Raw genomic sequence first — 10,881 nt, 5'->3', positions numbered from 1 at the left:
CAAGTGATTTCTAGCGATTGCAAAGTGATATCTAAATGATTGCAAAATGTGATTGCCAAGTGATTTCTAAATGATTTCTAAATGATTTCTAAATGATTTCTAAATGATTGCCAAGTGATCGCTCGGGCTGTGGGATGTCGCCTGCTGGGCCGAGATTCGTAACGTATACACTTTGATTAATTTGAGATTTCAAGATTTTATTCATTTCACATTAACGATGACGGACGGGAATGCAGGATGCATTCCTGTCCTGCTTACAGGGAGAGAGGAGACGCACGATCATGTCAGAAGCCTACAAACAAGCGGGTGTCGATATTGCGGCAGGGAATGAAGCGGTCCAACGAATGAAGAAGCATGTGCGCCGCACATTTACGCCAGGAGTGCTAACCGATTTGGGTGGATTCGGAGCTTTGTTCCAACTGGATATTCAGCGTTACAAAGAACCGGTTCTTGTATCAGGTACGGACGGAGTGGGAACGAAGCTGAAGCTGGCGTTCGCGCTTGATAAGCATGACACGATCGGCATTGATGCTGTGGCGATGTGTGTGAATGATATTGTCGTCCAAGGTGCAGAACCGTTATTCTTCCTTGATTACTTGGCCTGCGGGAAGGTCGTTCCAGAGCAAATTGAAGCGATTGTGAGCGGTATTGCGGAAGGCTGCACACAGTCGGGCTGCGCTCTAATCGGTGGTGAAACGGCTGAAATGCCAGGTATGTATTCGGCAGATGAGTACGATATTGCTGGCTTCAGCGTAGGTGTCGTAGATAAGAGCCGAATCATTACCGGTGAATCGCTTCGCCCTGGCGACGTTGTGCTAGGTCTTGCTTCGAGTGGACTGCACAGCAATGGCTTCTCACTCGTCCGCAAGTTGTTGCTTGAACAAGGCGGACTGAGTTTGACAGATGTAGCACCTGATGGCAGCAGTACACTTGGAGAGGTACTACTTACGCCGACACGCATTTATGTGCGCTCCATGCTTGAGCTGATGAAGCAAGTGAATGTGAAGGGTGCGGCTCATATTACAGGTGGGGGATTCTTAGAGAATATTCCGCGTGTGCTTCCTGAAGGTACGTCTGTTGAGATTGAGTATGGGGCATGGCCGATTCATCCTGTGTTCACTTGGTGCAAGGAAATTGGCAAGCTTACCGCTTCTGAATTGTTCACGACGTTCAATATGGGAATCGGCATGGTGATCGTTGTTGGGGAAGAGGAAGCGAATACCGCAATCCGCAGTCTGGAACAAAGCGGCGAGGCTGTATATCGCATGGGAAGAGTTACGGAAGGAAGCCGTCAAGTTCACATCCCGGGGGTAGGCTTGTAATGCGGCAATCGGAATGGAGCGAGGATGTACCAGAAAGTATGCATAAAAGTATGCATAAAAGTATGCATAAAAGTATGTATGAAGGTAATCCTGAAGTAATGCATGAAGCTATGAATAAATGTACGAACGAGGGTATGTGTGATGGTATGCTGCGTACAAAGGAGATGCCGTCTGATGATCTGGGCAAGATTCATGGAAGTACATGTGCTGATGCACAACCGAGCATAAATGCAAACTCGCTCAGGAACGCAGAAGCTAGAGTCGAAGTTATTGCCAAATCGGAGCCTAAAGAGCAGCCTAAAGAGCAGCCTAAAGAGCAGCCTAAAGAGCAGCATCTCCCACGCATTGCCGTGTTTGCTTCTGGATCGGGTTCGAACTTTCAAGCGCTTGTTGATGCGGCTGCTTGCGGGCAGCGTCTGAAGGCCGACATCGCCCTTCTCGTATGCGACAGGCCTCAGGCGCGCGTCATTGAGCGTGCGAAGCAGGGCGGCGTGCAGACCGCCATATTTGAACCGAAGAAATATACTTCTCGTGAGGATTATGAGCAGGACGTTCTCCGCTTGCTGCACAAGCAACGCATTGACTGGGTTGTGCTGGCAGGGTATATGCGCCTTGTAACCCCCGTATTGCTGCGAGCTTATGAAGGACGCATGGTCAATATCCATCCTTCGCTTCTGCCTGCCTTTCCGGGCATGCACGCGGTACGCCAAGCATTGGATTACGGCGTGAAGGTGACGGGAGTGACGGTACATCTTGTTGATGCAGGAATGGATACAGGGCCAATATTGGCCCAGCAGGTTGTTGCCATCCTGACTAATGATACGGAGGATACTTTGTCAGCGCGTATTCAGCAAGCTGAGCACGAACTGTACCCGCAAGTGGTGCAGAATCTCCTCTCTGCGGAGCTTCTTGCAACCAGCTAATTTTTTCGATGCTACCGATGATCATACAAGAATGCCTGCACAACATATTTGTATCTCCTTCGAGGACAAATGGGGAAAATATCCACGCTAATGTGGACACAGAAGGTTATATTGCTGCAGATGAAGATATGTCTACATGTAGAGGTTAGAGCTGTATTCCAACTATATATTGGGCTCGTTAAGGTTTAGGGAAAGGTGTCTTCCTTGCAATATTGTGTCCACTATTTGAAAGACAATTTATCGGATTTTCCATTGCACAAGGACATACTTCTGCCGTTATTTCGAGAAAGTACTTGGCGAGACAAGACTGTGACGATAGGCTCCTAATCGATATTTGAGATATTTGCGTAGAAGATTCTGACGGGTAGATAAGGTTCGTTTTTAACAGGGAGCCATGATATAGACTTCCATACGGTAACGCATTACAATGATATTTAATTAAAATGCCAAAGTTTAGCAGGGGAGAGGACAACATGGCGATTCAAAGAGCATTGATCAGTGTATCCGATAAGACGGGCGTAGTTGCATTTGCGCGCAGCTTGACGGAAGCGGGTGTGCAGATTATTTCCACGGGTGGAACGAAAGCTTTGCTGGAGCAGGAGCAAGTACCGGTTACAGGGATATCGGATGTGACGGGGTTCCCGGAAATTTTAGATGGTCGAGTCAAGACGCTGCATCCCGCCGTTCATAGCGGGCTGCTGGCGATGCGCGGCAATCCGGCTCATATGGAGCAGCTGGATGAGCTTGGCTTGTCTACGATTGATCTTGTCGTTGTGAATCTCTATCCATTCCAGCAGACGATCGCAAAGCAAGGCGTGTCCTATGAGGATGCGATTGAGAATATAGATATCGGTGGCCCGACAATGCTGCGCTCCGCTGCCAAAAATCATGCAGATGTCACGGTTGTCGTCGATGCAGCGGACTATGAGACTGTTCTCGCAGAAGTTCGCGCTAGTGGCGATACGACAATTGAGACTCGTCGTCGTCTTGCGGCAAAGGTGTTCCGCCATACGGCAGCTTATGATTCCATCATTGCGGAATATTTGACTGAGCAGGTTGGTGAGCAATGGCCGGAGCGATTGAGTATGACGTATGAACTGGCACAGCCGCTTCGCTACGGGGAGAATCCGCATCAGGATGCGGCCTTCTATCGCCGACCATTGGCGGGCGCAGGCAGTATTACAACAGCTGAGCAATTGCATGGCAAGGAGCTGTCCTACAACAATATTAACGATGCCAATGCGGCGCTTGCGATCGTTAGTGAGTTCCGTACGCCTGCGGTGGCTGCAGTGAAGCATATGAATCCATGCGGCGTAGGGATCGGTGCTACGGTTCTGGAAGCTTATGAGAAGGCATATGAGTCTGATCCAACGTCGATATTCGGCGGAATCGTTGCCTCTAACCGAGAAATCGATGGCGATACAGCCCGTTTGCTGCATGAAATATTTTTAGAAATTGTCATCGCTCCTAGCTTTACAGAAGAAGCGCTTGAGGTGCTTGCACAGAAGAAGAATATCCGTCTGATGAAAACAGGGACAATTCCATCCCCAGACGAGCGGGTATCATCACGGCAGCTGACGACAGTGGATGGTGGCGTGCTTGTGCAGGATCTTGATTTACATTCCTTGAAAGCAGACAGTGTACAGGTCGCAACAGAACGTGAACCATCCTCTGAGGAGATGGAACAGCTGTTGTTCGGATGGAATGTCGTGAAGCATGTGAAGTCGAATGCGATTGTCCTTGTGAAGGATGGAATGACGGTTGGTGTAGGTGCCGGACAGATGAACCGGGTAGGTGCAGCTCGCATCGCAATCGAACAAGCCGGTGAGAAGGCGCGCGGCGCTGTACTTGCATCCGATGCGTTCTTCCCAATGGGCGATACGCTGGCCTTGGCAGCAGAAGCTGGAATTACGGCAGTGATTCAGCCAGGAGGCTCAGTTCGAGACAGCGAATCCATTGAAGTGGCAAATAAGCATGGTATTGCCATGGTGATGACTGGCGTACGTCACTTTAAGCACTAAGGAGGCGTTCATGAATATGGAGCACGTAGGGAAGAAGGTATTGGTCGTCGGCAGCGGCGGACGCGAGCATGCACTGGTATGGGCGCTTCGCAATAGCCCGCAAGTTGGGCAGGTGCTGTGTGCGCCAGGCAATGCAGGGATTGCGAACCTCGCCGAATGTGTGCCGCTGCCAGTCCACGATTATGAAGGCATTGCTCGATACGCAGTTGAACAGGCAGTTGACCTTGTTGTCGTAGGACCTGATGATCCACTGGCAGGCGGAATTGTTGACGTACTGAAAGCACAAGGACTGCGCGTATTTGGCCCTGATCGTAAGGCAGCTGAGATTGAGGGAAGCAAGGTGTTCATGAAGCATCTGCTTCACAAATATAAAATTCCGACCGCTGCCTACGCTGCGTTCGATAATTTCAATGAGGCTTCGGCGTACGTCCATCAACATATGCTCCCGGTCGTCATTAAGGCCGATGGTCTGGCGGCGGGCAAGGGTGTAGTTATTGCTCATACGCATGAAGAGGCAATTGAAGTATTGCATGAGGTGATGGTAGTTGGAAAGTTCGGTTCATCTGGCAGCAAGGTTGTCATTGAAGAATTTATGCTGGGTGAGGAAATGTCCATTCTGGCCTTCGTAGATGGAGAAACGGTGCGCGTATGTGAACCAGCGCAGGATCACAAGCCAATCTTCGATGGCGATCACGGACCGAATACAGGTGGGATGGGGACATATAGCCCTTTGCCGCAATTCTCACCGTCCATTCTAGAGAAGGCGCGCCGGACGATCATTGAACCGGCTGCCAGGGCGATGGTTGCCGAGGGCCGCTCCTTCCATGGTTTGCTGTTCGCTGGACTAATGATCACGCCGGATGGGGAACCAAAGGTCATTGAGTTCAATGCACGCTTCGGCGATCCAGAGACGCAGTCTGTACTCCCACGGTTGAAGTCAGACCTGTTCGAAGTCCTGTGGGCAGTCGCTGAAGGCAGTCTACAGGAGATTGAGCTTGAATGGCATGATCATGCTGCGATGTGTGTCATTGTAGCAGCAGAAGGCTACCCTGGAGATGTTCGCAGAGGAGACGTCATTACGGGGTTGGAGCAGGCAGCGGAATCAGCTCTCTTATTCCATGCGGGCACGGTGCGTGATGAGGATGGAACGTGGCGGACAGCAGGAGGCCGAGTGCTAGGAGTTGTCGGCATAGGCGACAATGTGGCAGCAGCCAAAGCGAAGGCATATGAGGCAGTTCAACGCATCCAATTCAGTGGGATGCAATACCGCAGCGACATCGGTACGAAGTCAGAACGAATACAAGTACAGACAAGATAGACGAGGAAGAGGGGCGATGCTCCTCTTTTTTTTGTTATCGAAGGGGAAGTTGCAGGGAGCATTCTCGGATATCTGAGCTTAGTTCGCCTATTTTTCCACTGATTCGAAATGATGAGCAGGAAAGAGCTAATGAGTGGAAAAGGGTATACTTTCGTACTTGATTGAGTATAAAACGAACTTGTGAGTTTGAATATATGCGGAATAAAATATACTCATAATTTAACTATAGTATAGATTGGAGTGTGCCGCATGAACGCTATCAAGTTGAGCAATCTCACAAAAAGGTACGGATCACAGCGCGGTATCCACGAAGTCAATTTAGAAGTCCAGCAGGGTGAGATTTTCGGATTTATTGGACCGAATGGAGCGGGAAAGTCTACTACGCTTCGTATGATTATGCAGCTCATTCGCCCTACCTCAGGGACAGTGGAATTGTTCGGAGAAGTAATGAACAAGGAACGTCCTGATGTTCGCAGGAGAATCGGCTATTTACCGTCAGAAGTGCATTATAACGAGGAGCTAACAGGCAAAGAAGTACTGGACTTCGCTGCGCGAATGAATGGGCTGTTGTTGCAACATACAACTGCAATGGTATTGGCAGATCAGTTAAAGCTGGATGTCAGTAAGCGAGTGAAGTCATACTCACTTGGCAATCGCAAGAAGCTTGGCATTGTACAGTGTCTGCTGCATAAGCCGGATTTAATTGTACTGGATGAACCGACATCAGGGCTTGATCCGTTGATGCAGCACACCTTTTTCCAGATATTAATGGAGCAGCATGAACGGGGAGCGACCATCTTCTTCTCCACCCATATTCTAAGCGAGGTAGAGAAGTTGTGCAGCCGTGTCGCGTTCATCCGAGAAGGTCGTCTGCTGCGAGTAAGTGATGTAGATGGGATTCCAGGCAAGGATCGCCGGATTGCACATATTCAATTCAAGCAGCAGGGTAATTGCATAGAGGCTTACCGATTGAGAAATATCGATCCGAACGCAGTATACGATGGCATGGAGCATCGTCTTGTGCTGCAAGGTGATTTGCACCTTGCTCTGCAGCGTATTGCTGCCCACGAGCTAAGGGATATCCGTATTGAGCAGCCTTCTTTGGAGGATCTTTTCATGGCGGAGTACGATGCGAGCGGAATTGGGGAAAATCATTCGCAGGATCAAGCGGGACAATCATCGCTAGCAGGGCAATTGGGGGAGCGCACAGGAGAGCAATCATCGCAAACTGGGCACTTGCACGAGCGCGTCGTTGAGAAGCCGGCGGAGGCTGGACATTCGCGGGAAGGTGCAGTAGAGCAGTCAACGCAAGCTGGGCATTCGCGGGAGGGCACAGTAGGGCAGCCAACGCAGGCTGGACATTCGCGGGAGGGCGCAGTAGAGAAGCCAACGCAAGCGGGGCAATCACGTGAGCGTTCTGAGAGCGAAGGGGGGGAAGCGTAATGTGGCAGGTGTTTCGTTATGAATGGAGAACGAATCGTCGCAGCTTTTTCATATGGGCAGGCATCATTATTGTGTTCCAGATGATGTTCGCTGGACTCGGCGACATGTACACGAGCAATACATCGCTGTTAGACGCTTTGAAGCAGTTCCCTCCTGCCTTGCTGGAAGGATTCGGTATGCATGTGGAGATGTTCGGCAGCTTCGAGGGCTGGATGGCTGGCGAGCCGCTTGTGTTCTACATGATGCTGTTAGGCATATTCGCTGCGATGTGGGCGGCTTCCACGGTGGCGAGGGAGAGGGATCGAGGGACAGTGGATTTCATGTTCACCCTGCCAGCATCTCGTGGGCAGCTGTTCCTCGGAAAAGCCTGCGCGCATCTTCTTGCCTTCTTCTTGATTGCAGCGGTCAGTTATGGGGTGACGGTATGGTTCGGGCACCTGTTCAGTACCGTGGCGGATGCAGGGCTGCTACTCACCTACTCGATCGCGGGCCTTCTGGCGGCGCTGGCATTTGCCGGAATCGGATATGTGATGACGGTCTTCGTCACTTCCGAGCGAACAGGAATGTCGCTTAGTATTGGAATCGTCATCTTATCGTTCCTATTTCATCTGCTCTCCGGTATGGAGAAGTCGTTAGCCTGGATGTCTGACATCAGCTTGTTCACGGTATTCAATGGCAAAGATTTATTCGACGCTGGCAGCTTGCCTTGGGAGGGTGTATTCATTACGATAGGGATATATGCAGGCGGGCTGCTCTTCGGCTGGCTTGTGCTGACGAAGCGGGATCTGTAAGATGCAGTCCCTCTCTTGACGGCATAGGCGGCAGAACCTTGTCCGCACGGAAAGGGGATCTTACGCCAGTTGAACAGTAAAGCGATCGCAATTATGGATGTCGGACAGCGGTTGTTTTTCGAACGGGGCATCCAAGAGACGAGTATGGAGCAGATTGCGGAAGCGGTTCCCGTTGCGAAGATGACGATATATAAATATTTTCAAAGTAAGGAAGGGCTGCTTGAGGCTATTACGGATCGGATGGTGCAGGAGAGCCATCAATTTTTGCTGCGTGTGATGGAAGAAGCGAAGGATATGTATGAACTATTCGACCTTTTGCTAAAATACCAGCCCTTTGATCGGATATCTTTAACGTTCGTTACCGATTTAACGCAGTACTATCCAAATCTGTTCGCAAAAATGATGGCCTATCAAGAGGAGCACGTCATTCCGGAGTTTGAAGGGGCAATCTTCCGGGGGCAGCAGAGGGGAGAGATTCGCAAAGAGCTTTCTCCGCATTTGATCGTGCGTTATCTCGTGTCGATGAAGCAGTTCTTCCTCCAGCCAGGCAATTTGGATGAGCGGATGAACGTACGCACATTGTCTGACCAGATCACGACGATGCTCTGTCATGGCATTCTGTCTGAACGTCCTTCTAACGGCGTATAAAATTCTCCTTACACACCATAATAATGTCGTATAGGCCAATCATGACATACGGCAGGAGGGTGACAAGGATGAAAGGGAAGAGCGATTCAGAACAAGAGCTAACACAGCTGTATCTCAATCAGGAGCATTCGAGGGGGCCAAGCGAAGCGTCCGCGGTTGAAGAGTCACATTTAGCTAGCAAGTCATCCTTGACGGATGACTCTGCGGACACAGACGATTATGATCAGGCTGCCTCGCATTTACAGGCTGGGATGACGGATGGGACGCTGGAGACGCATCAGATGCTGCAGCGTTCGTACGGACTGTATTACTAATCAAAACCGTAATACCGCTGCGCGGTGTTGCGGTTTTTTTCTTGTCTGAACTCTTGACAGCAATCGGATAGAGGAGTACACTCAATTTAAAACATAGTATATTAATCGGAATTATATGATATAGATTGCCGGGTGCACTGCACGCACCTGAGTGATGTAGAAGGCAGGGGAGTGTAAGATGGAGCGACATATTGATATTCGATGGCAAGAAGAACGGTTGGCGGCGACGATTCATTATCCAGAGGAGCGAGCTCCATTTGAACGTGGTGTGAAGCGGCGCGCCCCTGTAACGATTATTTGCCACGGCTTCGTCGGCAGCCGAATCGGTGTTGACCGTTTATTCGTGAATGCAGCGCGCAGACTGGCAGGGGAAGGGCACATCGTTGTGCGCTTCGACTTCGCCGGATGCGGCGAGAGCACGGGCGATTACGGGTATACTGGTCTAGATGACATGATAAGTCAGACGCAGTCAGTACTCGACTATGCGCTCGGCTGCGGTGATGTCGACCCGCAGCGGGTAACGCTGATCGGCCACAGCTTGGGTGGAGCGATTGCAATATTGACCGCTGTGCGCGATCAGCGCATTAAGCGGCTTGTCCTCTGGTCGCCTGTAGCCTACCCATTCAATGATATTGTGCGGATAGTTGGGCGAGAGCAGTACGATACGGCAATGACAAGAGGATCCGCCGATTACCTAGGATATTCCTTCACGCCTGCTTACTTCAATGCGTTGGGTGTTCATCAGCCGCTGCAAGAGGCACGCAAGTTCAATGGCGATGTACTGCTTGTACACGGCACAAGTGATGATGTCATACCGGCGGATTACAGCTTCCTGTTCCAGAAGGTGTTCTGGCTGCGCAGCGACGGTCAATGTGATAAGGAAATTGTGTTCCAAGCCGATCATACGTATTCGGATGGCACGCATCGGGAGAAGCTGTTCACCTGTACGCTTCAATGGTTGAAGCGGTGGGAGAAGCGGCAGGAAGAATGGGCGAACTGGAGTATATAGCTTGATGATGGTGTGGTTGTGAGATAATCCAACTATAAATGTGAGACGAAGTGGCAGCCGGAAGGCTTAGCAGCTTCGTCTTTTTTGATTTGGAGTGAATACGAACATATGCCGATCTTATGTATGTCTTTGCAGAAAAAGGAGGAAACTATACCGTATGGTGGGCGCAGCATGATTGCTAGCCCATGTCTATGGCATATCCAACATTTCAACGTGGGAAACATTGGATGGTGAGCGAAAAACGGCGTGAGAACGGTATTTTGCTGTACTTTTTATGAAAAACAGCGAAAATTGTCGAATAAGGGAGAATTTCTGGCGGTGAATAGGGCTGAAGTTTCGACATTTGCTCACGTTTGGTTTACGATTTCTTTACAAAACCACCGTATCCTATGATAAGATATGTAAGGTTTAGAAGATTACATCACATGCAATTTTTGTTGCAAAGGAGATCTCGGGAATGTTCAAGAAAAGGGACGTGTTTTTCGAAACGCTGCAAAACATGGCGGATACGCTCGTTCTAGCGGCAGAAACGTTCGCACAAGGCGTAGAAGATTTGACGGATGTCTTGGCGTTTACGAAGGAAATGAAGGATCTGGAAAGCAAATGTGACGTCTATGTACATACGATCTTGACAGAGCTTAATAAAACATTCATTACGCCGATTGAGCGCGAGGACATTATGGCGCTTACGACTGCACTCGACGATGTTCTTGATGGGATGGAGGCCAGCGCTTCGCGTTTCGACATGTACCAAATGATTGAACGTGATGAAATCGTGGTATTGTTCGCCGATGTTATCAAGCGCAGTGCATATGAAATACAGAAGGCAATCAAACTGTTGTCACAGAAAAAACTGCTTGCTATCCGCGAGCATAACATACGTGTCAATGAGCTGGAAAATTCCGCAGACGACATTTACCGCCGTGGGGTTCGTGCCTTGTTCGCTGAAGTAAAGGATCCAATCGAATTGATCAAACGCAAGGACGTATACGAGCGTCTTGAACAGACGACCGACAGCTGTGAGGATGTGGCGAAGCAGCTTGAAACGATCGTCATGCGAAATTCCTAATATCTGTCGTAACACATAAGATA

At 49.8% G+C, this 10,881-nt stretch carries 10 protein-coding genes; all 10 read left to right on the top strand.

Features of this window, described 5'->3' with window-relative positions; translation table 11 throughout:
* Window positions 1-281: 281 nt before the first annotated feature.
* Complete coding sequence (gene purM / locus M3661_RS24835) at window positions 282-1,322, top strand: phosphoribosylformylglycinamidine cyclo-ligase (protein WP_251489484.1); 1,041 nt, start codon at window positions 282-284, stop codon at window positions 1,320-1,322.
* Between the two features lie 344 nt (window positions 1,323-1,666).
* Window positions 1,667-2,245 (top strand): phosphoribosylglycinamide formyltransferase, encoded by a 579-nt coding sequence (gene purN / locus M3661_RS24830; protein WP_251489525.1) that lies wholly within the window; start codon window positions 1,667-1,669, stop codon window positions 2,243-2,245.
* A 473-nt stretch (window positions 2,246-2,718) separates the two neighbouring features.
* Window positions 2,719-4,266 (top strand): bifunctional phosphoribosylaminoimidazolecarboxamide formyltransferase/IMP cyclohydrolase, encoded by a 1,548-nt coding sequence (gene purH / locus M3661_RS24825; RefSeq protein WP_251489482.1) that lies wholly within the window; start codon window positions 2,719-2,721, stop codon window positions 4,264-4,266.
* 10 nt (window positions 4,267-4,276) lie between these two features.
* Window positions 4,277-5,584, top strand: a complete 1,308-nt coding sequence (gene purD, locus M3661_RS24820; RefSeq protein ID WP_251489480.1) for a phosphoribosylamine--glycine ligase — start codon at window positions 4,277-4,279, stop codon at window positions 5,582-5,584.
* 249 nt (window positions 5,585-5,833) lie between these two features.
* The gene (locus M3661_RS24815; RefSeq protein ID WP_251489478.1) at window positions 5,834-7,027 is read left to right on the top strand and encodes an ABC transporter ATP-binding protein; all 1,194 of its coding nucleotides are present in this window, start codon (window positions 5,834-5,836) and stop codon (window positions 7,025-7,027) included.
* Window positions 7,027-7,818, top strand: coding sequence for an ABC transporter permease subunit (locus M3661_RS24810; protein ID WP_065294056.1), 792 nt, complete (start codon window positions 7,027-7,029; stop codon window positions 7,816-7,818). The genes M3661_RS24815 and M3661_RS24810 overlap by 1 nt, the downstream gene beginning before the upstream one ends.
* A 69-nt stretch (window positions 7,819-7,887) precedes the next feature.
* Complete coding sequence (locus tag M3661_RS24805) at window positions 7,888-8,466, top strand: TetR/AcrR family transcriptional regulator (protein WP_021254978.1); 579 nt, start codon at window positions 7,888-7,890, stop codon at window positions 8,464-8,466.
* 68 nt (window positions 8,467-8,534) lie between these two features.
* A complete protein-coding gene (locus tag M3661_RS24800; RefSeq protein WP_065294057.1) occupies window positions 8,535-8,780 on the top strand; it encodes a hypothetical protein in 246 nt (81 codons plus the stop codon).
* A gap of 178 nt (window positions 8,781-8,958) precedes the next feature.
* Window positions 8,959-9,789 carry an alpha/beta hydrolase family protein gene (locus M3661_RS24795; protein ID WP_065294058.1) on the top strand — a complete coding sequence of 277 codons (831 nt, stop codon included), beginning with the start codon at window positions 8,959-8,961 and terminating at the stop codon, window positions 9,787-9,789.
* A 457-nt stretch (window positions 9,790-10,246) separates the two neighbouring features.
* A complete protein-coding gene (locus M3661_RS24790) occupies window positions 10,247-10,858 on the top strand; it encodes a DUF47 domain-containing protein (RefSeq protein ID WP_021254975.1) in 612 nt (203 codons plus the stop codon).
* Window positions 10,859-10,881: the final 23 nt, after the last annotated feature.

Source organism: Paenibacillus sp. MER 180, from assembly GCF_023713665.1.
Classification (GTDB): Bacteria; Bacillota; Bacilli; order Paenibacillales; family Paenibacillaceae; genus Paenibacillus_B; species Paenibacillus_B suaedae.
The sequence above is the reverse complement of the archived record's forward strand: the minus strand, read 5'-3'. Positions and strand labels throughout refer to the sequence as shown.